We start from the raw sequence: 26,021 nt of genomic DNA on the forward strand, positions 1-26,021 counted from the left end.
GCGGGTCGGATGGCCGCAGGGCCGACGGTTCAGCGGGTCTCGACGAGCCGGGCGAAGACCACCACGTTCCCGTCGTAGCCGCCCGCCTTCGAGTAGCCCCCGCCGCAGGTGATCACCCGGAGCTCCGCATGGCCCGTGTCACCGTAGACACGGGCGCCGGGGAAGTCGTTCTTGGAGAAGACCTCGACCCCGTACACCTCGAAGACCCCGACCCGGCCGTCGTAGCGCTCCACCTCGACGCGGTGGCCCTTCTGGAGCGAGCCGAGCCCGTAGAAGACCGCGGGTCCCGACATGTTGTCGACATGGCCGACGATCACGGAGGTGCCGCGCTGGCCGGGGGCGATGCCGTTCTGGTACCAGCCGGCGAGGTTGGGGTCCTCGGCCGGGGGGGCGTCGATCCAGCCGTTGGGGTCCAGGTTGACGTCGATGACCGGAGCGTCCACGTTGATGGACGAGATCTTCACCCGGGAGGCGGGGGCGTACGGCAGCGGCTGCACCGGTTCGCCCTCCACCGGCGGACCCGCGGTGTCGCTGCTCAGGGCCAGCGAGGCTGCGGCCGCGGGCTGCGGCGGCCCCTCCTCCCCGAACTCCGCCCCGTTGCGCAGGAGGGCTAGGCCCGTGAGCATGACCAGGGCGACGGCACCCCACGGCACACGTCTGGTCCGCTCGGCGCCAGCGTAGTCCCGGCCCATGGTGCTCCCTTCGTCGCGACGCTTGGAACGTTAGGGGCGGTGCGGCCGGGCGGCGATCAGGGAGAGGCGAACGGGTGGCGGACGGAAGCAGGGCCTTAGGGGTGATGGCATCCGAGCCCTCAGAGGTGACTGCCCTTCGGAGTAATGAGCAGATAAAAGTTCTGATGGCCTGTGACCTGCGGCTCCGTCAGATGCAGGGGTTCCCGCACGGCGTGTCGCGTCACCGGGGTGGAGCAGTGCCGAAGTGCGAGCAGTGAGAAGGCTGGTGAGTGTTCGTCATGGGAGGCGTTCACGTCGATCCATTCCCGGAGGACAGGACTCCGGGGCGTTTCCCGCTGGAGGTCCACACGATGCGCGCTTCACGCGTTCTCGCGGTCACCGTGACCGCTTTCGCAGCTGTCGGGCTCGCTGCCCCCACGGCCGCCGCCACCAACGGCCCGGTCAACGTCGCCGTCAACCCTCAGGCGGTCCACCAGGGCGGCACGCTGAAGGTCACCGCCCGGGGCTGCGGTCACGGCGGCACGGTCTGGTCGAACGCGTTCCCGACGACCAGCCTCTCGGCGGGGGACGGCACCAACTACGCCCACGCCCGCGTCCGCAACAACACCACCCCGGGTCACTACCACCTCTCCGTGAAGTGCAGTGACAACGACCGGATCGCGACGCACAAGTTCACCGTGCTCGCCGGCCACGGCGCGCAGGGCGGACTCGGCGGCTCGATGGGGCCGAACTCCACGGAGATGCAGGTCGGCGGCGGACTGGTGGCCGCGGCGGCCGTCGGTGGCGCGGTCTTCCTCGTCCGGCGCCGGCGGACGAGCCATGCGGCCTTCTAGGACGTCGGACCTCCCGCCCGGCCCGATACGCCCGTCGCCCCGAGTCCTGCGATCAGGACCCGGGGCGACTGTCGCGTGTTCCACCCCGTACCTCGCGCCGTCAGTGCCGGCGGCCGGCGCCGCGGCGGCGAGCGAAGCAGAGGGTGCCGATGGCGGCCGCGAGCACGAGGGCGGCGCCCGCTGCGACCTCCACGGTGTTCATGGTGCCGGAGCTGCCGCCGAGCCCGCCCCGCACACCGCTCGGCGCGATGGCCGTGGAGCTCACGGTCGGTGCCGTGGTCGGTGCGGTCGTGGGCGTCGGGGCGCTGGTGGGGCCCGTGGTGATCGTCAGGTTGACGTTGCGGGTGGTGCCGGTGGAGCCGCAGGCGAACGTCACCGCGTAGACCGCGCCCCGCCGGGCGTCCGCGTCGACGGTGGCGGTGGCCGTGGTGCTGCCGCTCGGGATGACGGTCGTGTCGAAGATGCCTGAGGTGACGGTCGTCTCGCCGGTGCATCCGCCGCCGCCGAGGGTCACCCGGCCGCCCGGAGCGATCACCGAGGGGGAGATCGTCGGGTTGAACGTGTTGATGGCCCCGTCGGGCGCGGCACGGGCGGCGGACGGAGCCAGCAGGGTGAGGGCGGTGGCGCCCAGGAGTGCGAGGGGTGCGACACGTATCGCGCGCATGGTGGATCCTCCGGGTTCCCCGAGGGGCAGCTGCGGAATGAATTTCCACATAGCAGGAAAATGCACCTCGATGCGCGACACGCTAGGAGGGGTGCGGACCCACCGCTATCGGGGTCGGGCGAATGGGTCATTCTTCGTCCCCCGGCCGGCGCACCGGACGGTTCACCGGCCGGGGGGAACGGGGCGTCAGCGGGTGGCCTCCGGGAACAGGTCGAGGAAGGGCTCGGCGGTGGCCGAGATGCCCCGGCCGAAGGGCGCGTCGAAATCCCAGATCAGGAAGAGCAGGAAAGCGATCAGCGCGCTGAAGAGCCCCGCCAGCAGCAGTTCCCGGAATGTTCTGCGGATCTGCAGGGTGAAGATCAGCCCGACCGTCACCAGCGCCCCGATGATCAGGCCGAACCACACCACCCCGGGCATCGTCGCCCCCGCGTTCTGCCCCCGCGAGCTGCGGGCGTCGTCCGCCGCCGCCACCTGGTCCACAAGCGGCTGGTAGGCCTGTCCCTCCAGTTCCGTCTGGGGTTCGAACTCGGTGACGTCCGCCCGCACCCGGTCCAGCAGCTCCGTGCCGCGTTCGGTGAGGGCGCCCTTTTCCGACATCACCTTCCACTCGGCGTCGAGGACATGGGCGACGTACGCGTCGACGTCCGTACGGATGCGGTCACGGACCTCCGCCGGGTAGACGGAGGACCGGGCCTGCACCTCGTGCAGCGCCTGCGCCTCCAGCCGTACGGACTCCTGGGCGGCGCTGCGGCCCTCCCAGACCCCGGCGATGGCCAGACCCAGCACGATCGCGTAGACCACGCCGATCATCATCGTCATGTACTCGATGACGTCGGGCGTCTCGGTCGGATCGTCGTCATCGGCGATCCGGCGGTTGTTGAGGACCGCGATGGTGAGGACGACCGCACAGGCCGACGCCATGGCAATGCTCAGGACGAGCCATTCGGACATGGGTATCTCCTCGTCAGCGGGACGATCGGGGCCGCAGCACGGCGACGGCGAACACCGCGGGGGCGGTGATCAGCAGGGTCGTGGACACCAGGGACGGCCCGCGCCGCGGCTCCTTGCGGGTCGCTTGGCGGTACGTCGGAAGCGCCACGGGCCGGGGCTCCGGCGGCTTCGGCCGCACGGAGGGGGCCGGTGACGGCTTCGGCGCCGGCCTGGGCGCGGGAGCGGCCTCCGGCACGGGAGCGGCCTCCGGCACGGGCGGTGGCGGAGGTGGCGGGGGTGGTGGCGGCTCCGGTGGCGGCGGTGGGGGAGGTGCCGGCGCAGGGGGCGGTGGTGGAGGTGGTGGCTCAGGCGGCTCCGGTGGGGGTGGCGGGGGTGGCGGAGGAAGGGGTGGCGGTGGTGGCTTCGGGGGCGGCGGGGGTGGTGGCGGCTCCGGGGTGGTGACCGCCACGCATTCTCCGCTGCCCGCCACGGCGACCGCGGTGCTGCCGTCGTCCTGCCCGATGGTGGCCACCGCGCAGGCGTCGGCGGTGGCGGGCTGCGGTACGGCTATCAGCCAGACGAGTGCGGCGGCTGTCGAGAGCCGCCCGATGCGGGATCCGTACACGACCGGGAGCATGATCCACGTCGTACGGCGACACGCGGGAATGCGCCGGGATTCGCCTGATGGGGGGACAATGAGCCGTTCATGTTTGCGCACGGTTGACGGCCCGGCAGGCGCCCCCGTCCGTCGGCCCGATGAACGTTCCGTCGAATTCTTGTCGGCCCGCGTTGAACGCCGGACCCGTGACGCCGCGTACCTAGGGCCATGGACGGCGCGGACTCGCGTCGCCATCGGAGCGATACGACGACGTACTACGGGAGTCGACATGAATACCTGGCGCAACGCCTCGCTCGCGGTCACCGCCGCGGCCCTTTTGACGCTGACGACGGCGTGCGGTCAGGAGCAGGGCACGGCATCGCCCAACGGTCAGTCGGTGGGCAACGCGGCCCCGGCGCAGCAGCCGGCCGAGAGCGGCTACGGCTCGAACGGCGGCGGTTACGGCTCCGGCGCGGACGTCGCGGCCCCGAAGGCGGCGGGTCAACTCGCTGTGCAGGACAGCAAGAAGCTCGGGAAGGTGCTCACCGACAGCGAGGGGTTCACGCTCTACCGCTTCGACAAGGACACCGCCAAGCCGCCGAAGTCGAACTGCGACGGCGACTGCGCGAAGATCTGGCCGGTCGTGCCCGCCGGTGACGTCACCGCCGCCGCCGGAACCGATGCCTCGCTGCTCGGCGAGGTCGTCCGGACCGACGGCTCCAAGCAGCTCACCGTCGACGGCTGGCCGATGTACCGGTACGCGAAGGACACCGCGCCGGGACAGACAGAGGGCCAGGGCGTCGGGGGCACCTGGTTCGCCTCCGCCCCCGACGGGAAGAAGGCGGCGGCCAACGCCGACGGAGCGGCCGCCACCGAACCGGCCGACGCCGCGGGGCTTTCCGTCCGCAAGGACCCGGAACTCGGTGACATCGTGGTGGACAAGCGCGGCATGACGGTTTACCGGTTCACCCAGGACTCCGCGTGGCCGATGAAGACGGCCTGCGCCGGCGACTGCCTCAAGAAGTGGCCGGTAGTCGCCCCCGTGTCCAAAAACTCGGTGGAAGGCGTGACGAAGAAGGGATTCGTCACTTTCGACCGCCCCGACGGGATCAAGCAGCAGACCATCGACTGCTGGCCCATCTACACGTTCGCCGGGGATGAGAAGCCGGGGGACGTCAACGGCCAGGGTGTGGGCGGTACGTGGTTCGCGGTCTCGCCCGACTCCAAGCTCGTCAAGACCACGAAGTAACCGCCCAGTAGCCCCCAAGTGGCCCCGAACCACCGGGAATCGGTGAGTGAGGTGCCGGTCCGTCGCTGCCTGTGCACACGCTGCGACGGACCGGCCGTTGTTGGCACCGGAGTGTGACCAATAACGGATCCCTAATTTCCGTTTCCACTCGCTCTCTTGGCGGTCGATCAGTAGCCTCTGGTCAACACTGACCATGAACATGGCCGGATCGCCGTGGCGAACTTGTTGGAGACATCGATGGAGCGTCCCGCCTGGGCACCGCAAGGCATAGATATCTCGGTGCCGAGCGTGTCCCGCATGTACGACTTCTATCTGGGCGGATCGCACAATTTCGAGGTGGACCGGGAAGCCGCGCGGAAGGCCATGGAGTTCCTTCCGGGCCTTCCCAAGATCATGCAGGCCAATCGGGCCTTCATGCGCCGGGCCGTGCGGTACGCGGTCGACGCGGGGATCGATCAGTTCCTCGACATCGGCTCCGGCATCCCGACCTTCGGCAACGTCCATGAGGTGGCCCAGGCCGCCGACCCGCGGGCCAAGGTGGCGTACGTCGACCACGACCCGGTCGCCGTGGCGCACAGCCAGGCGGTGCTGGAGGGCAACGACCACGCCGTCATCGCCGCCGCCGACCTGCGCCGGCCTACGGAGATCCTGGCCAGCCCGGAGGTCACCGGACTGCTCGACCTGAACCGCCCGGTGGCCCTCCTGCTCGTCGCGGTGCTCCACTTCATCGAGGACGCCGACGACCCGCGCGCGGCGGTCGCCGAACTGCGCGAGGCACTGGCGCCCGGCAGCCTCCTCATCCTGACCCACGCCTCTTACGAGGGCATTCCGCTCTCCAGGGAGGAGGCGGACGGCACGGTCGGCGTCTACCGGAACATCCGCAACCCGCTCATCATGCGGACGCGTGAGGAGATCGGCGCGTTCTTCGAGGGGTACGAGATGGTCGAGCCCGGCCTCGTCTCGATGCCCGAGTGGCGGCCGGACACCCCGCAGGCCCCGGAGCAGGAAGACCCGTACGCCTTCTCGGGCTTCGGCGGGGTCGGGCGAAAGCCGTGAGCATTCCCGCCCAGGCCTCCGGTGAGCAGGACGCGGAACCGGACGGTCCGGAAGGCCGGCTCCGGAGGTTCGCCACGATCTGGAGCCGGGCCATCTTCCCGCTGACGGCCACCTCCCTGACCCGCCCGGAGTTCGAGAAGCACCTGCTGCCGCTGGCCCGCGAGCTCAGCCTCACCCTGCACGCCCACCCGTTCGACGCCTCGCCCGCCGCTCGGATCGGCGCGGCGCTGGTCGACGCGCACTGCACCGACCCGGACGCCCTCAGTTCCACGCTCGGGGTCGTCGACTCCTACCTGGTGCTGTACTGCGGCGGCAACGGACCCGGCGAGCTGTCCACCGAGGACGCCCGCGCCCGGTGCGCCCGCATCCAGCACACCCTCGCCTCCGGCTTCTCCCAGGCCCTGCGCGAGCGGACCCTGGCCGAACAGGAGGCCATCGCCCGCTCGGCCCTCACCGCCCGCTCGCATGCGGAACAGGCCCTCCACGCCACCGAGGCCCGCTTCCGCGCGGTCTTCAAGGACGCCGCCGTCGGCATCGGCATCGCCGACCTCGACGGCAACATCCTGGAGATCAACGACACCCTCACCAGGATGTTCGGCGGCATGGAGCACCACGTCCGCAGTCACAGGGTGAACGAGTGGGTCCACCCCGAGGACTCGCCGCAGGTATGGAAGTACTACAACGAGCTCGTACGGGGGGAGCGCGACCACTACCGGGTCGAGAAGGCGTACTACCGCAACGACGGCACCGTCCTGTGGACCAACCTCACCGTCTCCCTGCTGCGTGACCCCGAAGGCCGTCCCCAGTACCAGCTGGCGCTGATGGAGGACACCACCGAGCGGCGCCTGCTCAACCTGCGGCTGCGCTACGAGGCCACTCATGACGCGCTCACCGGGCTGCCCAACCGGACGCTGTTCTTCGAGCGTCTCGAGAAGGTGCTCTCCGCCAAGGACGGAGCCCGCTTCGGCCTCTGCTACCTGGACCTCGACGGCTTCAAGGCCATCAACGACAGCCTCGGCCACGCGGCCGGCGACCGGCTCCTGGTCGAGGTCGCCGACCGGTTGCAGAGCTGCGCCACGGCACCCGGCGAGATGGTCGCCCGGCTGGGCGGCGACGAGTTCGTTGCCCTGACCACCGGCCCGGGGACCGCCGACGCGGTGGACGAGCTGGCCGGCCGCATCCTCCACGTCCTCGCCACCCCGATCCGGCTGGACGGCCGAGAGCTCACCGTCCGCGGTTCGATCGGCGTCGTCGAGGGCCCGGCCGGGGAGCGCAGCGCCGCCGAGGTGCTGCGCAGCGCGGACATCACCATGTACCGGGCCAAGGCGGCGGGCGGCAACCGCTTCGAACTCGCCGACGCCGAGGCCGACGCGCGCGCCATCACCCGCCACGGGCTGACCACCGCGCTGCCCGCCGCGCTGGACCGGGGCGAGTTCTTCATCGAGTACCAGCCGCTCGTCCACCTGGGCGACGGCACCGTGCACGGTGCCGAGGCGCTCGTACGGTGGTGCCATCCGCAGCACGGGGTGCTCGGCCCCGACCGGTTCATCCCGCTCGCCGAGCACACCGGGCTGATCGTGCCCCTCGGACGCTGGGTGCTGGAGGAGTCCGTCCGTCAGGCCAACTTCTGGCAGGAGCGGCACAGCGACGGCGGCCCGCTGCGGATCAACGTCAACCTCTCGCCGACCCAGCTGCACCACCCCCGGCTGGTCGCCGAGACCGTCGACGTGCTGGAACGCTCCGGCCTCGAACCCGGCGCGCTCTGCCTGGAGGTGACCGAATCCGCCCTGATCGGCGCCGACGACGATCTCCTCAAGCCCCTGCGGCAGCTCGCGGAGATGGGCGTCGACATCGCGCTCGACGACTTCGGCACCGGCTACTCGAACCTGGCGAACCTGCGGCGGCTGCCGGTGAGCGTCCTCAAGCTGGACCGGTCCTTCACCCGGGGCATGCAGCAGCATCCGGCCGACCCGGTCGACCTGAAGATCGTCGAGGGGATCGTGTCGCTGGCCCACAGCCTGGAGCTGGCCGTCACGGTGGAGGGCGTGGAGACGGGAGCGCAGGCCGAGCAGCTGCGCCGACTGGGCTGCGACACCGCCCAGGGCTGGTACTACGCCCGCCCCGGCGCCCCGGACCGCATCCACGCGCTGCTGCTGGCCGACGCGGTCTGAGCGGACCGGCCGCGGTCTCCTTCATCCGGCCTCCGGCCCGTGCTCCAGCAGCATCCGCTGGAGCTCCCGGGCCGCCCGGGGCGGCGCCACATCGCTGCGGTGCGCGAGGGCGATCGTGCGCCGCAGCCCCGGCCGGGCCAGCGGGGTCCTCCGCAGATCGGGGCCGGCCCGGTGCGCGGCCATGCTCGGCACCACCGCGATGCCGAGTCCCGCCCGTACGAAACCGAGCACCGCGTCCATCTCGCCGCCCTCCACCGTGAACGAGGGCTCGAACCCCTCCGCCCGGCAGGCGGCGAGCGTCAGCTCCCGCAGGTTGTAGCCGTGCCGGAACATCACCAGTGGCGCCCCTTCGAGATCGGCGATCTGGACCCGCCCCCCGCGCCCCGGGGCCGGTCCGGCGGCGGACGACACCACGAGCAGGTCCTCGCGCAGCAGCTCCACCGTGGTCAGCGCGGGCGATGCGGCGGGCAGCGGCAGCACCACCAGGGCGAGGTCGAGCGCCCCGCGCGCCAGCTGCCGTACGAGATCGTGCGAGCCACCCTCCTCCAGCAGCAGCCGCACCCCCGGATGCCGGTCGTGGAAGGCGCGCAGCACGTCGGGCAGCAGCCCCGTACAGAGGCTCGGCGTCGCCCCCAGCCGTACTCGGCCGCTCCGCAACTGCACCAGCTCCTGCACCTCGTGGCGCGCGGTCTCCGCGTCCGCGAGGATTCGCCGGGCCAGCGGCAGCAGCGCCTCGCCCGCGTCGGTCAGGGTGATGTTGCCCCGCGCCCGGCTGAACAGCTCGGCACCCAGCTCGCTCTCCAGCGCCCGGATCTGCTGGGAGAGCGAGGGCTGCGAGACATGCACGGCCTCGGCGGCCCGGGTGAAGTGCCGGGTCTCGGCGACGGCCACGAAGTAGGTGAGCTGTTGGAGGTGCATACACCGAGGCTACCGTCGCCCGATAGGCGCAGCCTATGAAGATCAGCCACTCCATGTCTTGGACTGATCAGCTCGGGACCCCTACCGTCAGGTCCATGGCATTGGCAACGCGGACGGACCGACGGCCGTCGATGACGCGTACGCTCTGGGACTCGACCGTCGGCAAGAAGACCATCATGGCCGTCACCGGTCTGATCATGCTCGGGTACCTCGTCGCCCACATGGCGGGGAACCTGAAGATCTTCTTCGGACCCGGTGAGTTCGACGGCTACGCCCACTGGCTGCGGACCATGGGTGAACCGATCCTGCACTACGAGTGGGCGCTGTGGACCGTCCGCGTGGGGCTGGTCGCCGCCGTCGTGCTGCACGGCATCTCCGCGTACCAGCTGAGCCGCCGCGACATCAGAGCACGCCCGGACAAGTACGTACACAAGCGGCCCCGCGCGAGCTACGCCACCCGGACCATGCGCTGGGGCGGCATCATCCTCGCGCTGTTCATCGTCTGGCACATCCTCGACCTGACCACCGGCACCGTCCACACGAGCTTCGAGGCCGGGCACCCGTACCGGAACGTCGTCGACACCTTCTCCACCTGGTACGGCAACGTCATCTACATCGTCGCCGTGCTCGCCATGGGCCTGCACGTCCAGCACGGCTTCTGGAGCGCCGCGCAGACGCTCGGCGTCGGCAACGCGACCCGCGACCGCGTCCTGAAGACCCTCGCAAACGTCCTCGCAGCGGTGCTGACGCTGGGCTTCATCTCCGTACCCGTCGCCGTCATGACCGGAGTGGTGAGCTGACATGCCCGACTACACGCACTACACGACGGGCGAGCCCGTCGTCGACACCAAGGCCCCCGAGGGTCCGGTCGCCGAGCGCTGGGACACCCGCCGCTTCCAAGCCAGACTCGTGAACCCGGCCAACCGGCGCAAACACACGGTCATCGTCGTCGGCACCGGACTGGCCGGCGGATCGGCCGGAGCCACCCTTGCCGAACAGGGTTACCGCGTCGTCCAGTTCTGCTTCCAGGACTCACCCCGGCGCGCCCACTCGGTAGCGGCCCAGGGCGGCATCAACGCGGCGAAGAACTACCGCAACGACGGCGACTCCATCCACCGGCTCTTCTACGACACCGTCAAGGGCGGCGACTTCCGGGCCCGGGAGTCCAACGTCCACCGGCTGGCGCAGATCTCGGTCGAGATCATCGACCAGTGCGTCGCCCAGGGCGTCCCCTTCGCCCGCGAGTACGGCGGCCTCCTCGACAACCGCTCCTTCGGCGGCGTCCAGGTCTCCCGTACGTTCTACGCGCGCGGCCAGACGGGGCAGCAGCTCCTCCTCGGCGCCTACCAGGCGCTCTCCCGCCAGATCGCCACGGGCGGTGTCGAACTCCACGCCCGTACCGAGATGCTGGACCTGATCGTGGTCGACGGGAAAGCGCGCGGCATCGTCGCCCGCGACCTCGTCACCGGGAAGATCGACACCTACTTCGCCGACGCCGTCGTCCTGGCCACCGGCGGCTACGGCAACGTCTTCCACCTGTCGACCAACGCCATGAACTCCAACGCCACCGCGATCTGGCGGGCCCACCGGCGCGGCGCCTACATGGCCAACCCCTGCTTCACCCAGATCCACCCCACCTGCATCCCGCGCACCGGCGACCACCAGTCCAAGCTCACCCTGATGAGCGAGTCGCTCCGCAACGACGGCCGGATCTGGGTCCCCAAGGCGCAGGGCGACACCCGCCCGGCCGACCAGATCCCCGAGGACGAGCGCGACTACTACCTGGAGCGCATCTACCCGGCCTTCGGCAACCTCGTGCCCCGCGACATCGCCTCCCGCGCCGCCAAGAACGTCTGCGACGAGGGGCGGGGCGTCGGTCCCGGCGGGCAGGGGGTCTACCTGGACTTCACCGAAGCCATCGGGCGTATGGGCCGCAGGGCCGTCGAGGCGAAGTACGGCAACCTCTTCGACATGTACCAGCGGATCACCGACGAGGACCCGTACACGGTCCCGATGCGGATCTACCCCGCCGTGCACTACACCATGGGCGGCCTCTGGGTCGACTACGACCTCCAGACCACAATCCCCGGCCTCTTCGCCATCGGTGAGGCGAACTTCTCCGACCACGGGGCCAACCGGCTCGGCGCCTCCGCGCTGATGCAGGGCCTCGCCGACGGCTACTTCGTCCTGCCCTCCACGATCAACGACTACCTCGCCCGCAACCCGCACACCGAGAAGGTCGACGCCGGACACCCCGCGGTCGCCGAGGTCGTCGCGGAGACCGAGGACCGCGTCAACCTGCTGCTCTCCGTCGACGGCGACCGCACCCCCGACTCCTTCCACCGCGAGATCGGTGAACTCATGTGGGAGCACTGCGGAATGGCCCGCACGGAGGACGGACTGCGCAAGGCGCTCGCCAAGATCCCGGAGATCCGGGAGGATTTCTGGCGCCGCATCAAGGTGCCGGGCACCGGCGAACAGTTCAACCAGTCGCTGGAGAAGGCGAATCGCATCGTCGATTACCTGGAACTCGCCGAACTCATGTGCCTGGACGCCCTGCACCGCGCCGAGTCCTGCGGCGGCCACTTCCGCGCCGAGTCCCAGACACCCGAGGGCGAGGCCGAGCGGCGCGACGAGGAGTTCTCGTACGCCGCCGCCTGGGAGTTCACCACGACCGGCGGTGCCCCCGTCCTGCACAAGGAAGACCTCGTCTTCGAGTACGTCCACCCCACTCAGCGGAGCTACGCATGAAGCTCACCCTGCGCGTCTGGCGCCAGCAGAATGCCGAGACGCCCGGCGCCATGGCCACCTATGAAGTCGACGGCATTTCGCAGGACATGTCCTTCCTGGAGATGCTCGACACCCTCAACGAGGAGCTCATCCTCGCCGGGGACGAGCCCGTCGCCTTCGACCACGACTGCCGTGAGGGCATCTGCGGCGCGTGCAGCCTCGTCATCAACGGCGACGCCCACGGCCCGGAGCGCACCACCACGTGCCAGCTCCACATGCGGTCCTTCGCCGACGGCGACACGATCGACATCGAGCCGTGGCGGGCCTCGGCCTTCCCGGTCGTCAAGGATCTGGTCGTGGACCGCTCCTCGTTCGACCGGATCATCCAGTCCGGCGGCTACATCTCGGCCCCCACCGGCACCGCCCCCGACGCCCACGCGACCCCGGTGCCCAAGCCGGACGCCGAGCTGGCCTTCGAGAACGCCGAATGCATCGGCTGCGGCGCCTGCGTCGCGGCCTGCCCCAACGGCTCGGCGATGCTGTTCACGGCGGCCAAGGTCAACCACCTCAACGTCCTGCCGCAGGGCGCCCCGGAGCGCGAGACCCGGGTGCTGGACATGGTGGCCCAGATGGACGAGGAGGGGTTCGGCGGCTGCACCCTGGCCGGCGAGTGCGCGACCGCCTGCCCGAAGGGCATCCCGCTGCCCTCGATCGCGGCGATGAACAAGGAGTGGCTGCGCGCGACGCGTAAGGTCCGCCGCTGACAGGGGAGTTGATCCCGTACGGTGTCGAGTTCAGGGCCGTACGGGATCACCCCCCCAGTGCCTCCGCCAGATACGGGGCCGTACGGCTCTCCGCGGCCCGCGCCACCTCCTGAGGCGAACCGGTCGCCACGATCCGCCCGCCCCGGTCGCCACCGCCCGGCCCCATGTCGATGACATGGTCCGCACCCGCCACCACGGCCATGTCGTGCTCCACGACCACCACCGTGTCGTGCGCGTCCACCAGACCGTGCAACTGCCGCATCAGCACCTCGACATCGGCCGGATGCAGACCCGTCGTCGGCTCGTCCAGCAGATACAGGGTGTGCCCGCGCCGGGTGCGCTGGAGCTCCGAGGCGAGCTTGATCCGCTGGGCCTCACCGCCGGACAGCTCGGTGGCGGGCTGCCCGAGCCGCAGATAGCCGAGCCCCACGTCGAGCAGGGTGGTCAGCGCGCGCTCGGCGGCCGGGGTCCCGGCGAAGAAGTCCGCCGCCGACTCCACGGTCAGGTCGAGAACTTGGGCGATCGTCAGCCCGCGCAGAGTGACGTCCAGAGTCTGCGGGTTGTAGCGCGCGCCGTGACAGTCCGGGCAGGGTGAGTACGTGCTGGGCAGGAAGAGCAGCTCCACCGAGACGAACCCCTCGCCCTGGCACGTCTCGCACCGCCCGCCGCCCACGTTGAACGAGAACCGTCCCGCCGCGTAGCCCCGCTCCCGCGCCGTCCTCGTCCGCGCGAACAGCTTCCGTACGGTGTCGAAGAGCCCGGTGTACGTGGCCAGGTTGGACCGGGGCGTCCGCCCGATCGGCTTCTGGTCGACCTGGACGAGCCGGTCCACCGCCTCCAGGCCGCTCGCCGCAGCGCAGAACTGCTTGCCCGCCCCGGCCTCCCCACCCGCCTCCCGGTCCGCGAGCACCCCGGCGAGCACCTGCCCCACCAGGGTCGACTTGCCCGACCCGGACACGCCGGTCACCGCCGTGAACACCCCGAGCGGGAACGCCGCGTCGACGCCGCGCACATTGTGCCGCTCCACCCCGGAGAGCCGGATCCACCCGGAAGGGGCGCGCGGCTCCCGTACCGGCGAGGGGCCCTGGTCGAACAGGAACCGCCGCGTCGCCGACTCCGGTACCTCGGCGAGCCCCGCCGGCGGCCCGCTGTGCAGCACCCGCCCACCGTGCTCCCCGGCCAGCGGGCCCACGTCCACCAGCCAGTCCGCCCGCCGCACCACATCCATCTGGTGCTCCACCACGAAGACCGAGTTCCCGGCCTCCTTGAGCCGGCCGAGCACCCCGAGCAGGGACTCCGTATCGGCGGGGTGCAGCCCGGCCGACGGCTCGTCCAGGACGTAGACCACCCCGAAGAGCCCCGCACGCAGCTGGGTCGCCAGCCGCAGCCGCTGCAACTCGCCCGAGGAGAGCGTCGGCGCTGTCCGGTCCAGGCTCAGATACCCGAGCCCCAGCTCGGTCACCGTCCCGGTCCGGGCCAGCAGATCGGCGGTCAGCACCCGGGCCGTCTCCTCACCGCCGGCCCCGGCGCCCGCGAGCACCTCGGCCAGGGCGGAGAGCGGCAGCGCGGCCAGCTCCGCGATCGTCCGCCCGGCAAAGGTCACCGCCATCGCCTCCGGCCGCAGCCTGCTCCCACCGCAGACCGGGCACGGCACACCGGTCAGGAAGCGCTCGGCCTTCGCCCGCAGGGTGCGGCTCTTGGTGTCGGCGAAGGTGTGCAGCACATAGCGCCGCGCACTCATGTACGTGCCCTGGTACGGGCGTTGGATCCGGCCCGCATCCCGCACCGGATGCACCGTCACCACCGGCTGCTCGTCGGTGAACAGGATCCACTCCCGGTCCTTCGCCTCCAGCTCACGCCACGGCCGGTCGACGTCGTACCCCAGGGTGTCCAGCACATCCCGCAGGTTCTTCCCCTGCCAGGCCCCCGGCCACGCGGCGATCGCCCCCTCCCTGATCGAGAGTGAGGGGTCGGGGACGAGCAGTTCCTCATCCGTCCGGTGGATCCGCCCGAGCCCGTGGCACTCGGGGCAGGCCCCGGCCGCAGTGTTGGGGGAGAAGGCGTCGGAGTCGAGCCGCTCGGCGCCGGCCGGGTAGTCCCCGGCCCGGGAGAACAGCATGCGCAGCGAGTTGGAGAGCGTGGTCACCGTCCCCACCGACGACCGGGCCCCGGGCGCCGAGCGGCGCTGCTCCAGGGAGACCGCGGGCGGCAGCCCGGTGATCTCTCCGACGGCGGGTGCGCCCACCTGCTGGATGAGGCGGCGCGCGTAGGGGGCGACCGACTCGAAGTAGCGGCGCTGAGCCTCGGCGTAGATGGTCCCGAACGCCAGCGAGGACTTGCCGGACCCGGAGACCCCGGTGAAGACCGTGAGGGTGTCGCGCGGGATGTCGACGTTCACGTCCTGGAGGTTGTGCTCGCGCGCACCGCGCACCCGGACGTACGGGCCGTGGGGGGAGGGCATGGGGCTCGGCTCCGTACGTGAGGGGGACAAACGGTTCGATTCTAGGCGCGGGTGGCGGTGCGGGCCGGTCGGGGCGGCCCGCTCAACGCCCCTGCTGTGCGATCCCCGCCAGCCGCCGCAGCGACTCCACCAGCGCCTCGCGGTCGTACGTACTGGTCGTGACGAGCACCTCGTCCGCCCCGGTCTCCTTGATCGCCGTCTCCAGCTGCTCCGTCACCTGCTCCTCGGTGCCGTGGATGTGCCGGTCGAGCCCGCGCTCGTACAGCGCACGCTCCTTGGTCGTCATCGTGCGGGCCTCGATGTCCTCGGCGGGCGCCAGCGGGGGGAAGCTGCCGTGGGTGCGCGCGTACGCCATGGCCCAGGCCTCCGGGATCAGCAGGCGCCGGGCGGCCTCCTGGGTGGCGGCGACGGCGACCGTGCCCGAGACGATCACCTCGGGGCGCTCGGCGCGGGCGGAGGGGCGGAAGTCCCTGCGGTACACCTCGATGGCGCGGAGCACCTTCTCCCGGCCGCGCAGGTCGCCGATGACCAGGGGAAGGCCGGTGGCGGCTGCGACCGCGGCGCCCTCGCCGATGGCCAGGACGTACGCGGGGATGTCCAGGCCCTCCGCGGGGCGGGCGTGCACCTGGGGATGGGCTTGCTGCGTGCCGTCGATCCAGCCGAGCAGTTCGGTGAGGCGTCCGGGGAAGTCCTCCGCGTCCTCCTTGCCGTGGCCGAGCGCCCGGCGGACGCCGTCGGTGAACCCCACGGAACGGCCGAGCCCCATGTCGATCCGGCCGGGGAAGAGCGAGGCGAGCACCCCGAACTGCTCGGCCACGACGAACGGCTGGTGGTTGGGGAGCATCACTCCGCCGGTGCCGACCCGGATGGCGGAGGTCGCGGCGGCGACGGCCGCGGCGAGCACGGTCGGCGCCGACCCCGCGACGCCCGGCACGCTGTGGTGCTCGGATACCCAGAAGCGGTGATAGCCGAGGGACTCCACCTCTCGCGCCAGGGTCACGGTGTCGCGCAGCGCCTGGGGACCGTCGTGCCCCTCACGGGTGCGGGAACGGTCGAGGAACGAGAAGCGGGTCGAGGCGATCACAGTGCTCACAGCCTCTTCAACGCCGCCGCCCGGTGAGGATTCCCGCGGCTGGATGAGGAGTCGGCCCCGGGCGTGCGGGCGCGGTGGGTGCCGGAGCTTCCTAAGCTGGCCGGGTGAACCATGACGCCCGGCCACTGGCCGTTTTCGACCTCGACGGCACGCTCGCCGACACGGCCCACCGGCAGCACTTCCTGGAGGGCCCGAAGCGTGACTGGCCCGCCTTCTTCGCCGCCGCCCCGGACGATCCGCCGTTGGCCGAAGGGGTGGCCCTCGTGCTCGCGAGCGCCGCGGAGTGCGAGGTCGTCTATCTGACCGGGCGGCCCGAGCGCTGCCGCCGGGCCACCGTGGACTGGCTGAGCCGCCAGGGGCTGCCCGACGGGCAGCTGTTCATGCGGCGCAACGACGACCGGCGCCCGGCCCGCCGGACGAAGCTGGACATCCTCCGGCGGCTGAGCCGGTCGCGTGAGGTGCGCATGCTCGTCGACGACGACGAGCTGGTCTGCGATGCGGCCGAAGTGGCCGGATTCCCTGTGGTCCGGGCCCGCTGGTTCGACCCGTCACGGGCGCTGAAGGATGCCCAGGAACGCGACGGGCGTACCTGATCAGGCGTTTTCGTCGAGCCGGAAGCCCACCTTCAGGCCGACTTGGTAGTGCGCGATTCGGCCATCCTCGATATGACCGCGAACTTGGTTAATCTCGAACCAGTCGAGATTGTGCAACGTTTCCGCGGCTCTTGCGACGCCGTTCCGGATCGCCGCGTCGATACCCTCCTCGGAGGTTCCTACGATTTCGGTGACCCGATAGGTGTGGTTGGACATGTTTTGTCTCCTCTCTGCTGACCACCGTGCCTCAATCCCGGGTGTCGCGCGAGGGGGCGAGTGGGGCGAATCGGGACGAGCGCACGCCTTGACCTACTGATTGGTCCATACCAAAATTCAGCCAACCGCCCGTGCGAGCGCCGCCCGCAATCCCCCACACCGGGTCCTGATTTCGTCGTGCCGTTTCGCAGAAGGTGACTACGTGAAGAACCGCATACTCGTCGGAGCCGTCGCGCTCGTTTCGTCCGCCACGCTCAGCGGATGTGGCTACTTCTCCGGTTCGGGTGGCGGAGACCGCACGGTGACCGTCTGGCTGATGAAGGACAGCGTCTCGCAGGGATTCCTGGAGAAGTTCACCGGCGCGTACGAGAAGGAGAATCCCTCCGTCAAGCTGGATTTCAAGATCCAGGAGTGGGGCGGTATCGGCCCCAAGGTCCTGGACGCCCTGGAGAGCGACGACGCCCCCGATGTGATCGAGGTCGGAAACACCCAGGTCGCGCAGTACGCGGAGAGCGGCGGCCTGCGTGACCTCACCCTCGAATCGATGCGCGACCTGGGCAGCGAGGACTGGCTGCCCGGCCTCGCCCAGCCCGGCCAGATCAGCGGTGTGCAGTACGGCATCCCCTGGTACGCGGCCAACCGCGTGGTGATCTACAACAAGGACATCTTCAAGGCCGCCGGGGTGGACGGCCTCCCCAAGTCGCGCGCCGAGTGGATCGAGGACACCGAGAAGCTCAACACCCAAGGCAAGCAGGGCATTTATCTGGCCGGTCAGAACTGGTACGTGCTGGCCGGATTCATCTGGGACGAGGGCGGCGAAATCGCCGAGGGCGGCGGCGGTGACTGGCGGGGCACGCTGGACACCCCCCAGGCGCTCGCCGGAATGAACTTCTACAAGGAACTCCAGGCGCTCGGCGACGGGCCCATGGACTCCGACGAGGAGAAGCCGCCGCAGAACGACGTATTCGCCAAGGGAGACGTCGCCCAGATCATCTCGCTTCCCGGAAGTGCCGCGCTCATCGAGCAGAAGAATCCCGAACTCAAGGGAAAGCTCGGCTACTTCCCCATTCCGGGCAAGACCGCCAAGGCCCCCGGCTCCGTCTTCACCGGCGGCTCGGACCTCATCGTCCCGAAGAAGGCCGACCAGCGCAGCGCCGGTATCGCCGTCGTCAAGGCGCTGGCGAGCGAGAAGTGGCAGACCGAACTCGCCCGCACCATGAGCTACGTCCCCAACAAGCCCAAGCTCGCCCATGTCGTCGAGGGCGAGGAGGGCACCGCCGCGATGGCCGAAGGGGCGAGCCAGGGCCGCGCCACGCCCAACTCCTCGCAGTGGGCCAAGGTCGAGGCGGAGAACCCGATCAAGCCCTACATGACGGCGGTGCTCACGGGCGCCGACCCCGCCCTGGAGGCGAAGAAGGCATCGGAGCGCATCACGGCCATGCTCGCCGGCAGCTGATCCTGCAGGCGGTTCGCTGGTTCGCCGGGACGGCGCCCCTGGGGATTCAGCCGTCGCACATCCGCGCGCTTTACAGCGGTCACGTCGAATCCAGCCGGTGACGGAAGAAGTAAGGGGCCGGGCCTTCGCACCCCCGTGAAGGCCAGGCAGGCACCCCTAGCCGATCCGTCCCCGGAGACTGCCATGACCGTGCTGCCCACCGCCCCGCCCGCCCCGTTCCCCACCCGGCCCGCCCCACCGGCGCCGGTACCCGCCGCTCCCCGTTCCCCCGAGCCGGCCTACCGGGTCTCCCTCGCCACCGGCCAGGAGGACGTACGCGCCGCCCAGCGCCTACGCCACCAGGTGTTCGCCGGTGAGCTGGGAGCCAGGCTGGAGGGGCCCGAACCCGGCATCGACAGCGACGCGTTCGACGCGTACTGCGACCACCTGCTCGTCCGCGAGACCGCCACGGACGAGGTCGTCGCCACCTATCGCCTGCTGCCGCCCGACCGCGCCCGGATAGCCGGACGGCTCTACGCGGAGGGCGAGTTCGACCTCACCCGCCTCGCGTCCATCCGCCACGACCTCGTCGAGGTCGGCCGCTCCTGCGTCCACCCCGCCCACCGCGACGGCGCCGTCATCGCCCTCGTCTGGGCCGGGCTCGCCCGCTACATGGAGCGCTCGGGCCACACCTGGCTGGCCGGCTGCTGCTCCCTGCCACTGGCCGACGGCGGCACGCTCGCCGCCCGCAGCTGGAACACCGTACGCACCGCGCACCTGGCGCCCGAGGAGTACTGGGTCTCCCCGCACCGCCTCTGGGACGCCTCCGCGCACCCCGACGGCCGCCCCGGCTCCCGGGCGGACCTGCCGCCCCTGCTCCGCGGCTATCTGCGGCTCGGTGCGTGGGTCTGCGGAGCCCCGGCGTACGACCCCGAGTTCAACGTCGCGGACCTGTACGTCCTGCTGTCGCTGCGCCGCACCGACCCGCGCTACCTGCGCCACTTCCTCTCGCTCGTCCCGCAGGCGTGAGCGGCTCCGGCACGGAAGGCGTGAGCGCCCCTCGCACCGCAGCCACGAGCGCGTGGCTGCCCGTCGCCCCCTGCACCCCGCAGGCCTGCGCCCGGCACACCGGGGCGGTCCGGGCCCCGCTCCCCGCCGTCCTGCGGCTGGTGGCCGGCTGCGCGTGGACGCTGCTGGGCGTGGCGTGCGTCCTGCCGGTCCGACTCCTCGGGGCGGCCCCACGCGACCGGCTGGTACGGCGCTGGGCCCGGGGCGTACCGCGTGCCTTCGGCGTACGGGTGACGGCCCGGGCGGGTCCGTACGCCCAGGGCGTCGGCGGCGAGCTCGTCGTCGCCAACCACGTCTCCTGGCTGGACATCCCCCTCGTCGCCTCCGTGCTGCCCGGCCGGATGCTCGCCAAGAGCGAGGTCGGGCGCTGGCCGCTGCTCGGACGGCTCGCCGGACTCGGGGGCACGCTCTTCATCGACCGCGACCGGCTGCGCGCGCTGCCGGGGGCCGTGGACACCGTCGCCGGAGCCCTCCGTTCGGGCTCCCGTGTGGTGGCGTTCCCCGAAGGCAGCACCTGGTGCGGCCGGGGGAGCGGCGGGGTGTTCCGGCCGGCCGTGTTCCAGGCGGCGATCGACGCGGAGGTCCCCGTACGACCGGTCCGCATCACCTACCGCGCCCCGGGAGCCGTGGCGTTCGTCGGGGACGATCCGCTCGCCGCCTCCCTGTGGCGCGTGGTGCGGGCGGCAGGGCTCACCGCCGCGGTCGACGTCCTCGACCCGATCCCGGCAGGCGGCCACGCGGGAACTCCCGCGAGTGGTGAGCCCGGCCGCCGTGCACTGGCCCGCACGGCCGGAGCCGCCGTCGCCGATACGGACCGGACGACGACGGCTCCCCGGGCAGGGGTGGCCACTTGGCCGATGGTCCCCCGGCCGACGGAGGCTCAGACCGCCGTGGCCAGCGACAGGGCGAACCGCCCCGCCGCATCCGTCCACCACTGAGCGAGCTGGAGCCCGGCCGCGGCCAGCTCTTCGCGCACATCCTCCTGGCGGAACTTCGCCGACACCTCCGTACGCAGCTCCTCACCGGCCTCGAACGGCACCACCAGGTCCAGCTTCCGGATCTTCACACTCAGCGCCCGGCGGGCGCGCAGCCGCATCTCGATCCAGCGCCGCTCCGGGTTCCACACCGCCACATGCTCGAAGTCGTCGAGAGGAAAGTCCGCGCCCAGCTCCCGGTTGACGACGTTCAGCACGTTCTTGTTGAAGGCGGCCGTCACGCCCGCCGCGTCGTCGTACGCCGCGACCAGCGTCCCCTCGTCCTTCACCAGGTCCGTGCCGAGCAGCAGCGCGTCGCCGGGGGACAGGAGCGAGCGCACCGAGTGCAGGAAGGTGGCCCGCTCCTCGGGGAGCAGATTGCCGATGGTCCCGCCGAGGAAGGCGACGAGCCGGGGCCCGGGCGTGCCGGGCAGCGCGAGACCGCCGGTGAAGTCCGCGATCAGTGCGTGCACGGAGAGTCCGGGGTGCTCGGCGAGCAGCGACTCGGCCGCCCCGGTCAGCGCGCTCTCGCTCACGTCCACCGGTACGTAACTCTCCAGCCCGGTCAGGGCGTCCAGCAGGTGACGGGTCTTCTCCGAGGAGCCCGAACCCAGCTCGATCACGGTCCGGGCGCCCGAGACCGCGGCGATCTCCTCGGATCGCTCCTCCAGGATCTCCCGCTCGGCGCGGGTCGGGTAGTACTCGGGCAGGCGGGTGATGTCCTCGAACAGCTCGCTGCCGCGCGCGTCGTAGAACCACTTGGGCGGCAGCGTCTTGGGGTGCCGGGTCAGCCCGCTCAGGACATCGGCGCGCAGCGCCGCGTCCGTCGCGTCCTCCGGCAGGGTGCGGGTCAGCAGGAATGGGCTCACGCGGCGGGCTCCTTGAGCGGTGTGGAGGTGACGTCTGCGGAGGTCGCGACCAGCAGGGTGTGGTCGGGGACCTCGCGCCAGCGGGGATCGTCGTCGTACGGCTCCGAGGCCACGACGGTCGAGCGGCCCGGGGCGTGGAGGTACCAGAGGGTGTCGCCCCAGGCGGTGGCCACGATGGCGGTGCCGTCCGTGACCAGCAGGTTGAGCCGGGACCCGGGTGCCGCTTCCGCGACCTCCCGGACGGTCTCCGCGACCGCCGTCGGCAGGTCGTCCCCGGCGGCGACGCGGTGCAGGACCAGCGCCCAGACCAGCGCGGAGTCGTTGCGGGCGGCCAGCGCCAGCAGTTCCTCGGCGGGCAGCGTGGCGGCCGGCCCCGCCAGGGAGGCCGGCCAGCCCGGCACGGCGCCGTTGTGGCTGAAGAGGAGCCGCCCGGCGGCGTACGGCGCGGCCGCGGCCTCCCCGTCCGCGCCCGCCTCGGTGGCGTCCCGTACGGCGCCGAGCAGCGCGGTGGTCCGCACCACCCGGGCCAGGTCGGTGAAGGTCTGGTCGTGCCAGATGGGCCCCTGGCGCCGGTAGCGGCCGGGCACCGGGTCGCCGTCCGCGTACCAGCCGACGCCGAAGCCGTCCGCGTTGACCGTCCCGTACCGCTGACGGCGCGGTGCCCAGGACTGGCGCAGCAAGGAGTGTGGCGGCTCGGACAGTACGGTCCCGAGGGCCACCGGGTCGCCCACATAGGCGATGTGGCGGCACATCAGGCATTCCTCGCGGTGCGGAACCCGGAGAAGATCTGCCGCCGCACCGGCAGGTCCCAGTTGCGGAACGTGCCCCGGCAGGCGATCTGGTCCACGGCGAACGAGCCGCCGCGCAGCACCTTGTGGCCCGGGCCGAAGAACACGTCCGAGTACTCCCGGTAGGGGAACGCCACGAAGCCCGGGTAGGGAAGGAAGTCGCTGGAGGTCCACTCCCACACATCGCCGATCAGCTGGCCCGCGCCGGACGGCGCCCGGCCCGCCGGATACGCACCGGCCCGCGCCGGACGCAGATGGCGCTGGCCCAGGTTGGCCTGCTCGGGGGTCGGGTCGGTGTCGCCCCAGGGGTAGCGCAGCGAACGCCCGGTGGCGGGATCGTGCCGGGCGGCCTTCTCCCACTCGCTCTCGGTGGGCAGCCGTCTCCCCGCCCAGCGTGCGTACGCGTCCGCCTCGTACCAGCTGACGTGGAGCACCGGCTCGTCGTCCGGCACCGGCTCGGTGACCCCGAACCGGCGGCGCAGCCACTGCCCGGCGTCCCGGTGCCAGAACAGAGGTGCGGTGAGGCCGTGTTCGCGGACCATGTCCCAGCCCTCGGGCGCCCACCAGCGGGGGTCGGCGTACCCGCCGTCCTCGATGAAGCGCCGGTACGCGCCGCAGGTGACGGGGGCGGTGTCCAGGTGGTAGGCGGCTACCTCCCGCCGGTGCGCGGGCCGTTCGTTGTCCAGGGCCCACGGCTCGGCCGAGGTGCCCATGGTGAACGGGCCCGCCGGAATGAGGACTTCGGCGGGCAGCGCGTCGGCGCCGGTGGGCGCGGGCGGCGCGGGCGCGGTCAGTGCGACCGGGCCCGTGCGCAGCTGATGGGTGATCAGCATCGTCTCGTCATGCTGCTGTTCGTGCTGGGCGATCATCCCGAAGGCGAACCCGGCCCGCTCCAGCGGCCGCCCCCCTTCGTGCAGCGGTGTGCCCTCCAGGACGTCCAGGACCCGGACCCGCACGTCGGAGGCGTACGTCCGCGCCTCGGCGGGCGCCAGCAACGGCAGCGAGGGCCGGGCGGAGCGGGGGTGCTCGAAGGCGTCGTACAGCCCGTCTATCTCAGGGCGCAGCGCCTCACGCCCGCCCACGGCGCGGAGCAGCCACTGCTCCTCCTGGTTGCCGATATGGGCCAGGTCCCAGACGAGCGGGGACATCAAGGGAGAGTGCTGGGCGGTGAGTTCACCGTCGTCAACGCTGTCGGTGAGGGCGGCGGTGCGCGCGCGGGCGGTCAGGAGTGCGTCGAGGGCGCGTCGGCGGAGCACCTCGGGGTCGTGGCTGCCGGAGCCCGGCGGGAAGCCGTCGGCGGCGGCGGAAGGGGCACGGTCGTCGGTCACGCTGAGGTCACCCTTCCGGTGTGCGGCTCGGTGCCCGGCTCATGCGCAGGGTCTGTGGGCCGGCTCGGATCGGTGAGAGCGCCCGGTTCGAGCAGATCGTCGGCGGGACACCGGCCCCGGGCCACATACCGGTCGTTGAAGGCCGCCACGGTGTCCCGTACCGCCTTGTCGGCGCCCATCCGGTCGAGCGCGGTCAGCGCCGTGTCGAAGCAGACGGTGGCCGCCGCCCGCAGCTCCGGGTCGGCCAGGCCCTCACGGGCGGCCGTCGTCCAGAGAGGGTTGCGCGGCGCGGGGGCGGACCCCGCCGACTCGGCCAGGGGCTTCACGGTGCGGTACACGGTCTCGGCGGCCTCCGGGTCGTCGAACAGGGCGGTGGCGACGGCGAGCGGCACCAGCCACCCGTCCGCGCCGCACTGCGCGTCGATCATGCGCAGCTCGAGGTGCCCGCGCGGCCGGACCGGCGGGAACAGGGTGGTGAGGTGGTAGTCGAGATCGGCCCGCACGGGCGGCCGGGGCGCGCCGGTGCGGATCCACTCACGGAAGGTGAGATCCTCGGGCACGTCCCAGGGGCCCCCGTCGCGGCGGACGCACATCACCGGTGTGTCCAGGACGTGCCCGGCCCACGCCTCGCGCGGCGGGAGCCCGCCGGCCGGCGCCAGCGTCCGTACCGGGTCGAGATCGGCCCACAGAGCCTGCCGGGTGGACTTCCAGCCGGTCCGGCGGCCCTGCCGGAACGGCGAATTGGCGAAAGCGGCCACCAGGACGGCACCGAGCAGATGGGTGAGCAGCCAGCGCCGCCCGTAGCCGAGCGGCCCCGGTTCCTCCTCGCCCGCGTCCAGGCAGACCTGCACGGAGGCGGAGGTGCACATCATCGCCCGCCCGGAGGGGCCCGCCCGGTCGAGGGCCGCTTCCATCGCGTCGTACCGCGGCTCGCGCAACCTGCGGTGCGGCGTCTGCCACGGATCCACGCCGAGCCCGACCGGGGCGAGCCCGTCCCGGCCGAGCGAGGCGCGGACGGCGGCCAGATCGGCCGCGGTCGTCCCGATGCACTCCATCAGGGAGCCGGCCGGCTGGGAGCTGAGCTCGAGCTGCCCGCCCGGCTCGAACGTCAGTGCGGCACTCAGGGGTAGTTCGCGGAGGGCCGCGACGGCGCTGTCCAGCCGTTCCTGCGCGACCGGGACGGCGGGATTCTCCTGGTCATGGATGAGCCATTCGAGTTCCACCCCCACGATGCGAGGGGGACCTGTCTTGAAGCATATGCCGCGCAGCAAATCCTGTGCCGCACCCTCGTCGAGGGTGGCGGAGTCCGGGTGTGGCCCGGGGCCGCCAGGTGTGTCCGAGGACATGAGGCGCCTCCTTCTCGGTTGCGTACCTACCACCCAAACCCGTACCCCGGGATCGCACAAGAGTGCCCCCGAGCCACCGCGAACCGGTTGCCGAAGGCCCTTCCCACGACCAGCATGCGCCGTACGTGGCTCACCGGCGAGCGCCGGTCAGCTCCAGCCGTACCGCTCCCGCAGCCGGCTCACGACGGAATCGAACCGGTCCCGGTCCAGGGCGCACGCCTCGCGCCGCATCCCGTCCTCGTGGACCCGCAGCACCCGGTCCAGATCGACCCAGGACTGCCGGCCGGAGCTGTCCCAGGGGCCGGCCCCCAGCCCCACCCACTCGTGGTCCATGTCGTGCTGCTTGCTGGAGAGCTGGACGGCGAGCAGCGTGCCCGCGTCCTCCCGGGCGACGAGGAGAACCGGCCGGTCCTTGCCGCGCCCGTCGTCCTCCTCGAACGCGGGGCGGGTTTCTCGCCCAGAACCGGCCCGGACGGACGGCCGCCGTTCCTCAGGGAGTTGTCCCAGGTCAGAGGGCCCCTCTGGACTCGTTACCCGAGATCCCGGCCCCGGAACCCATCCCGGCCTGCGCCGCGAGCCCGCCGGGATTCCGCCGGGTTGCTTCTGAGCGCTGGCGTAGCGTAACGAGATTCAGTCCAGCGAGGAGGCAGCCATGGCGACAGTGAAGCTAGGACCCGGAGCCTGGAGGGACTACGAGCCCACCGAGTTCTCCGAAGACGAGAGCCTGACCAACCAGAACGACGACCCCGCGCCCGGCGAGATCAGGGAGGAGCGCCCTCCGGCCGCGCTCCGAGACGCCCTGACCGGCAGGAACGGACGGGGCCTGAGCTAAACGCCCACGTAACGACAGAACGCCCCCTCCCGGGCCCCGGTGCCCAAGGCGGGGGCGTTCTCACGCCCTGCGAACGCCTACGCCCTAGAAGTCGTCCTCCATCGGCTGATCGTCGTTGAAGGGGTTGTTGTCGTACGGAGTGTTGGGCTCTGTCTCCACAACCAGCGAGGTGTACTGCTCCTTCGTGATGGGCTCACCGCACTCCTTGGGTTGGAAGAAGTGGATCTCCGAGAGCTCATCGCCCGCCGGGTCGTTGCGCACCGCCAAGATGGCCTCGCGACACGACTTCAACTGCGCGTCTGTGGCTTCGTCTTCCTGGACCAGAAAGACCCCTCCGATCCCCACCGTTACAGCGATCACGACGAAGATCCACAGAAGGTGCTTCTTCACACGTATGACTCCTTGCGAGGGTG

The 26,021-nt window shown here is 71.4% G+C and carries 27 protein-coding genes; 13 read left to right on the top strand and 14 right to left on the bottom strand.

Annotated elements, in window-relative coordinates; translation table 11 throughout:
• Positions 1-29: 29 nt before the first annotated feature.
• Entirely contained in the window at positions 30-692 is a 663-nt protein-coding gene (locus ABZ154_RS12400; RefSeq protein ID WP_356831659.1) for a class F sortase, read from the bottom strand.
• Positions 693-1,042: 350 nt separating this feature from the next.
• Between ABZ154_RS12400 and ABZ154_RS12405 the strand changes: the two genes are divergently transcribed.
• Positions 1,043-1,525: a hypothetical protein gene (locus ABZ154_RS12405; protein WP_356831661.1), complete on the top strand. Its 483-nt coding sequence runs from the start codon at positions 1,043-1,045 to the stop codon at positions 1,523-1,525.
• A 100-nt stretch (positions 1,526-1,625) separates the two neighbouring features.
• On the opposite strand, the gene ABZ154_RS12410 is transcribed toward ABZ154_RS12405, so the two are convergent.
• The 3 genes from ABZ154_RS12410 to ABZ154_RS12420 all read right to left on the bottom strand — a co-directional run bounded on the left by ABZ154_RS12410 (position 1,626) and on the right by ABZ154_RS12420 (position 3,288).
• Complete coding sequence (locus ABZ154_RS12410; RefSeq protein ID WP_356831663.1) at positions 1,626-2,189, bottom strand: hypothetical protein; 564 nt, start codon at positions 2,187-2,189, stop codon at positions 1,626-1,628.
• Positions 2,190-2,375: 186 nt separating this feature from the next.
• A complete protein-coding gene (locus ABZ154_RS12415; protein ID WP_356831665.1) occupies positions 2,376-3,140 on the bottom strand; it encodes a hypothetical protein in 765 nt (254 codons plus the stop codon).
• A gap of 13 nt (positions 3,141-3,153) precedes the next feature.
• Positions 3,154-3,288, bottom strand: a complete 135-nt coding sequence (locus ABZ154_RS12420) for a hypothetical protein (protein ID WP_356831667.1) — start codon at positions 3,286-3,288, stop codon at positions 3,154-3,156.
• Between the two features lie 41 nt (positions 3,289-3,329).
• Here ABZ154_RS12420 and ABZ154_RS12425 point away from each other — a divergent pair, with 41 nt between their 5' ends.
• From ABZ154_RS12425 to ABZ154_RS12440, 4 genes are all read left to right on the top strand, one after another.
• The gene (locus ABZ154_RS12425; RefSeq protein WP_356831669.1) at positions 3,330-3,581 is read left to right on the top strand and encodes a hypothetical protein; all 252 of its coding nucleotides are present in this window, start codon (positions 3,330-3,332) and stop codon (positions 3,579-3,581) included.
• 425 nt (positions 3,582-4,006) lie between these two features.
• Positions 4,007-4,966: an SCO0930 family lipoprotein gene (locus tag ABZ154_RS12430; protein WP_356831671.1), complete on the top strand. Its 960-nt coding sequence runs from the start codon at positions 4,007-4,009 to the stop codon at positions 4,964-4,966.
• A 237-nt stretch (positions 4,967-5,203) separates the two neighbouring features.
• Positions 5,204-6,022, top strand: a complete 819-nt coding sequence (locus ABZ154_RS12435) for an SAM-dependent methyltransferase (protein WP_356831673.1) — start codon at positions 5,204-5,206, stop codon at positions 6,020-6,022.
• Positions 6,019-8,193: an EAL domain-containing protein gene (locus tag ABZ154_RS12440; protein ID WP_356831675.1), complete on the top strand. Its 2,175-nt coding sequence runs from the start codon at positions 6,019-6,021 to the stop codon at positions 8,191-8,193. The genes ABZ154_RS12435 and ABZ154_RS12440 overlap by 4 nt, the downstream gene beginning before the upstream one ends.
• Positions 8,194-8,214: 21 nt before the next feature.
• On the opposite strand, the gene ABZ154_RS12445 is transcribed toward ABZ154_RS12440, so the two are convergent.
• Positions 8,215-9,111, bottom strand: coding sequence for a LysR substrate-binding domain-containing protein (locus ABZ154_RS12445; RefSeq protein ID WP_356831677.1), 897 nt, complete (start codon positions 9,109-9,111; stop codon positions 8,215-8,217).
• A 95-nt stretch (positions 9,112-9,206) separates the two neighbouring features.
• Between ABZ154_RS12445 and ABZ154_RS12450 the strand changes: the two genes are divergently transcribed.
• Genes ABZ154_RS12450 through ABZ154_RS12460 form a run of 3 tightly spaced genes read left to right on the top strand, consistent with a single transcriptional unit; the run spans position 9,207 to position 12,605 of the window.
• Positions 9,207-9,911 (top strand): succinate dehydrogenase, encoded by a 705-nt coding sequence (locus ABZ154_RS12450; RefSeq protein WP_356831679.1) that lies wholly within the window; start codon positions 9,207-9,209, stop codon positions 9,909-9,911.
• A gap of 1 nt (position 9,912) precedes the next feature.
• Positions 9,913-11,862, top strand: a complete 1,950-nt coding sequence (locus ABZ154_RS12455; RefSeq protein WP_356831681.1) for a fumarate reductase/succinate dehydrogenase flavoprotein subunit — start codon at positions 9,913-9,915, stop codon at positions 11,860-11,862.
• A complete protein-coding gene (locus ABZ154_RS12460) occupies positions 11,859-12,605 on the top strand; it encodes a succinate dehydrogenase/fumarate reductase iron-sulfur subunit (RefSeq protein ID WP_128848928.1) in 747 nt (248 codons plus the stop codon). The genes ABZ154_RS12455 and ABZ154_RS12460 overlap by 4 nt, the downstream gene beginning before the upstream one ends.
• A 46-nt stretch (positions 12,606-12,651) precedes the next feature.
• Here the strand turns inward: ABZ154_RS12460 and uvrA are convergent, their stop codons facing one another.
• Complete coding sequence (gene uvrA, locus ABZ154_RS12465) at positions 12,652-15,066, bottom strand: excinuclease ABC subunit UvrA (protein ID WP_356831683.1); 2,415 nt, start codon at positions 15,064-15,066, stop codon at positions 12,652-12,654.
• An 82-nt stretch (positions 15,067-15,148) separates the two neighbouring features.
• Positions 15,149-16,159, bottom strand: a complete 1,011-nt coding sequence (locus tag ABZ154_RS12470; RefSeq protein WP_356831685.1) for an MsnO8 family LLM class oxidoreductase — start codon at positions 16,157-16,159, stop codon at positions 15,149-15,151.
• A gap of 104 nt (positions 16,160-16,263) precedes the next feature.
• Between ABZ154_RS12470 and ABZ154_RS12475 the strand changes: the two genes are divergently transcribed.
• Entirely contained in the window at positions 16,264-16,752 is a 489-nt protein-coding gene (locus ABZ154_RS12475) for a hypothetical protein (protein WP_356831687.1), read from the top strand.
• Here ABZ154_RS12475 and ABZ154_RS12480 read toward each other — a convergent pair whose 3' ends face one another.
• On the bottom strand, positions 16,753-16,968 hold the full coding sequence (locus ABZ154_RS12480) for a dodecin (protein WP_018513053.1): 216 nt from the start codon (positions 16,966-16,968) through the stop codon (positions 16,753-16,755).
• A gap of 202 nt (positions 16,969-17,170) precedes the next feature.
• Between ABZ154_RS12480 and ABZ154_RS12485 the strand changes: the two genes are divergently transcribed.
• The 3 genes from ABZ154_RS12485 (at position 17,171) to ABZ154_RS12495 (ending at position 20,409) form a co-directional block, all read left to right on the top strand.
• Positions 17,171-18,424, top strand: coding sequence for an extracellular solute-binding protein (locus ABZ154_RS12485; protein ID WP_356831689.1), 1,254 nt, complete (start codon positions 17,171-17,173; stop codon positions 18,422-18,424).
• Positions 18,425-18,607: 183 nt separating this feature from the next.
• On the top strand, positions 18,608-19,432 hold the full coding sequence (locus tag ABZ154_RS12490) for a GNAT family N-acyltransferase (RefSeq protein WP_356831691.1): 825 nt from the start codon (positions 18,608-18,610) through the stop codon (positions 19,430-19,432).
• 20 nt (positions 19,433-19,452) lie between these two features.
• A complete protein-coding gene (locus tag ABZ154_RS12495) occupies positions 19,453-20,409 on the top strand; it encodes a lysophospholipid acyltransferase family protein (RefSeq protein ID WP_356831693.1) in 957 nt (318 codons plus the stop codon).
• Here ABZ154_RS12495 and egtD read toward each other — a convergent pair.
• From egtD to ABZ154_RS12520, 5 genes are all read right to left on the bottom strand, one after another.
• On the bottom strand, positions 20,352-21,314 hold the full coding sequence (gene egtD / locus ABZ154_RS12500; RefSeq protein ID WP_356831695.1) for an L-histidine N(alpha)-methyltransferase: 963 nt from the start codon (positions 21,312-21,314) through the stop codon (positions 20,352-20,354). The genes ABZ154_RS12495 and egtD overlap by 58 nt on opposite strands.
• The gene (gene egtC, locus ABZ154_RS12505) at positions 21,311-22,066 is read right to left on the bottom strand and encodes an ergothioneine biosynthesis protein EgtC (protein ID WP_356831697.1); all 756 of its coding nucleotides are present in this window, start codon (positions 22,064-22,066) and stop codon (positions 21,311-21,313) included. The genes egtD and egtC overlap by 4 nt, the downstream gene beginning before the upstream one ends.
• Positions 22,066-23,430 carry an ergothioneine biosynthesis protein EgtB gene (gene egtB / locus ABZ154_RS12510; RefSeq protein WP_356831699.1) on the bottom strand — a complete coding sequence of 455 codons (1,365 nt, stop codon included), beginning with the start codon at positions 23,428-23,430 and terminating at the stop codon, positions 22,066-22,068. Before egtB ends, egtC begins: the two co-directional genes overlap by 1 nt.
• Entirely contained in the window at positions 23,427-24,776 is a 1,350-nt protein-coding gene (gene egtA, locus ABZ154_RS12515) for an ergothioneine biosynthesis glutamate--cysteine ligase EgtA (protein WP_356831701.1), read from the bottom strand. The genes egtB and egtA overlap by 4 nt, the downstream gene beginning before the upstream one ends.
• A gap of 147 nt (positions 24,777-24,923) precedes the next feature.
• The gene (locus tag ABZ154_RS12520) at positions 24,924-25,364 is read right to left on the bottom strand and encodes a type II toxin-antitoxin system PemK/MazF family toxin (protein WP_356831778.1); all 441 of its coding nucleotides are present in this window, start codon (positions 25,362-25,364) and stop codon (positions 24,924-24,926) included.
• A 64-nt stretch (positions 25,365-25,428) separates the two neighbouring features.
• Between ABZ154_RS12520 and ABZ154_RS12525 the strand changes: the two genes are divergently transcribed.
• Entirely contained in the window at positions 25,429-25,608 is a 180-nt protein-coding gene (locus ABZ154_RS12525) for a hypothetical protein (RefSeq protein WP_356831703.1), read from the top strand.
• 84 nt (positions 25,609-25,692) lie between these two features.
• Here the strand turns inward: ABZ154_RS12525 and ABZ154_RS12530 are convergent, their stop codons facing one another.
• Positions 25,693-25,998, bottom strand: a complete 306-nt coding sequence (locus ABZ154_RS12530; RefSeq protein WP_356831705.1) for a hypothetical protein — start codon at positions 25,996-25,998, stop codon at positions 25,693-25,695.
• Between the last annotated feature and the right edge of the window lie 23 nt (positions 25,999-26,021).

It is taken from the genome of Streptomyces sp. NPDC006261 (genome assembly GCF_040613515.1).
GTDB lineage: Bacteria > Actinomycetota > Actinomycetes > Streptomycetales > Streptomycetaceae > Streptomyces.

Excerpts from the sequence above, each read along its gene's own strand:
- ABZ154_RS12460 (WP_128848928.1), top strand. The coding sequence starts at position 11,859 with ATGAAGCTCACCCTGCGCGTCTGGCGCCAGCAGAATGCCGAGACGCCC.
- ABZ154_RS12405 (WP_356831661.1), top strand. The coding sequence starts at position 1,043 with ATGCGCGCTTCACGCGTTCTCGCGGTCACCGTGACCGCTTTCGCAGCT.
- ABZ154_RS12410 (WP_356831663.1), bottom strand. The coding sequence starts at position 2,189 with ATGCGCGCGATACGTGTCGCACCCCTCGCACTCCTGGGCGCCACCGCC.
- ABZ154_RS12480 (WP_018513053.1), bottom strand. The coding sequence starts at position 16,968 with ATGTCCAACCACACCTATCGGGTCACCGAAATCGTAGGAACCTCCGAG.
- ABZ154_RS12400 (WP_356831659.1), bottom strand. The coding sequence starts at position 692 with ATGGGCCGGGACTACGCTGGCGCCGAGCGGACCAGACGTGTGCCGTGG.
- ABZ154_RS12525 (WP_356831703.1), top strand. The coding sequence starts at position 25,429 with ATGGCGACAGTGAAGCTAGGACCCGGAGCCTGGAGGGACTACGAGCCC.
- ABZ154_RS12445 (WP_356831677.1), bottom strand. The coding sequence starts at position 9,111 with ATGCACCTCCAACAGCTCACCTACTTCGTGGCCGTCGCCGAGACCCGG.
- egtC (WP_356831697.1), bottom strand. The coding sequence starts at position 22,066 with ATGTGCCGCCACATCGCCTATGTGGGCGACCCGGTGGCCCTCGGGACC.
- ABZ154_RS12435 (WP_356831673.1), top strand. The coding sequence starts at position 5,204 with ATGGAGCGTCCCGCCTGGGCACCGCAAGGCATAGATATCTCGGTGCCG.
- uvrA (WP_356831683.1), bottom strand. The coding sequence starts at position 15,066 with ATGCCCTCCCCCCACGGCCCGTACGTCCGGGTGCGCGGTGCGCGCGAG.
- ABZ154_RS12450 (WP_356831679.1), top strand. The coding sequence starts at position 9,207 with ATGGCATTGGCAACGCGGACGGACCGACGGCCGTCGATGACGCGTACG.
- ABZ154_RS12490 (WP_356831691.1), top strand. The coding sequence starts at position 18,608 with ATGACCGTGCTGCCCACCGCCCCGCCCGCCCCGTTCCCCACCCGGCCC.
- ABZ154_RS12430 (WP_356831671.1), top strand. The coding sequence starts at position 4,007 with ATGAATACCTGGCGCAACGCCTCGCTCGCGGTCACCGCCGCGGCCCTT.
- ABZ154_RS12455 (WP_356831681.1), top strand. The coding sequence starts at position 9,913 with ATGCCCGACTACACGCACTACACGACGGGCGAGCCCGTCGTCGACACC.
- ABZ154_RS12415 (WP_356831665.1), bottom strand. The coding sequence starts at position 3,140 with ATGTCCGAATGGCTCGTCCTGAGCATTGCCATGGCGTCGGCCTGTGCG.
- egtA (WP_356831701.1), bottom strand. The coding sequence starts at position 24,776 with ATGTCCTCGGACACACCTGGCGGCCCCGGGCCACACCCGGACTCCGCC.